The following is a 1118-nucleotide window of genomic DNA, read 5'->3' as shown; positions in this document are numbered from 1 at the left end:
CAGCTGAGGAACAATGGCGATGGCCTGGAAGTCAGCGACCCTAACGGCTTCATCGTGGCTCGTTTCGGCTCCCTGAGCAGCTTCGTGAACGGCCTGACGTTCCAGCCCACGGAAGAGGAAGGTATCGAGTTCTCTGACGAGAACCGCTTCATTGTCGGTCGGATTGCGCCCGGTACCGCCTACTTTGGCTTGCCTGCGGCTCAGGGCACGCTGACACCGATTGCTGAGGCATTGCTGGATCAACAGATCCGGACCTACTTCAAGCAGGTGCTGGGCTATGGTCAGTCGCTCGCGCGCGGGTATTTTGCAAAGCCTGCTATCTCGACTGTTCAGGAATATCAGAACGTCATGATGGCCAGCGGTGTGAAATCAAGACCTGGTGACTCTGGCTATACCCCTGACACCTTTGCTCCGTTGGTTGAATCGGACTTTGGTGATGAGGGCGAAACGCCTGTGTCAGCCCTGTGTAACGGCCTGGTCCGCCGTGCCGTAGCTGATGGTGAATCAGAGGCTGACTGGATCATGGTTGGGGCCGCAACCGGCCGCGGCGGCCGGTCGGTTGAGCAGTTGTCAGCCGCCCCCCTTGGCGAAGGCTATTACGAGAAAACCATCCAAACGGTTCGCGATGGCCTGGCCGCTGCAACGAAGCTGGGTAAGACCTACTCGGTGTGGGCGTACACCTGGGACCAGGGTGAAAGCAACTACACCACCACAGTCTCCACCAAGTCCGCGTACCAATACGCCGAGTACATGATGGCGATCTTCGACGGGCTGACCCGAGAAATCGTCGGCATTACCGGCCAGAAGTTTCGCCCCTACCTCTTCACCTACCAGGTAGCGGCACACCGAAAATACGACCTCGACAACATGAGCATCGCCCTGTCGCAGTGGCGGTTGAGCAGAAAGCGGCCTGACGTGGTGCTTGCAGCGCCGGCTTACATCTTCCCGACTGTCGAGGACGTGCTGCATCTCACCAATGAGGCCTCCTGGCTGCTTGGCGAGTATCGATCGCGCGCCATGTACGAAACGATGGTTCGCCGCTCTGGAAAGTGGCGGCCGTTGGAGCCTGTTAGTGTCGATTGGAAATCCCAGGCTATCGACATCAAGTTCCATGTTCC

The 1118-nt window shown here is 58.4% G+C and carries 1 protein-coding gene; it reads left to right on the top strand.

Features of this window, described 5'->3' with window-relative positions; genetic code table 11:
* A partial coding sequence (locus tag ACYCCG_RS25980; protein WP_459672315.1) for a hypothetical protein occupies nucleotides 1–1118 on the top strand: 1118 nt, incomplete at both ends.

The sequence above is a fragment of the Pseudomonas sp. VEM90 genome (assembly GCF_054611535.1).
The sequence above is the reverse complement of the archived record's forward strand: the minus strand, read 5'-3'. Positions and strand labels throughout refer to the sequence as shown.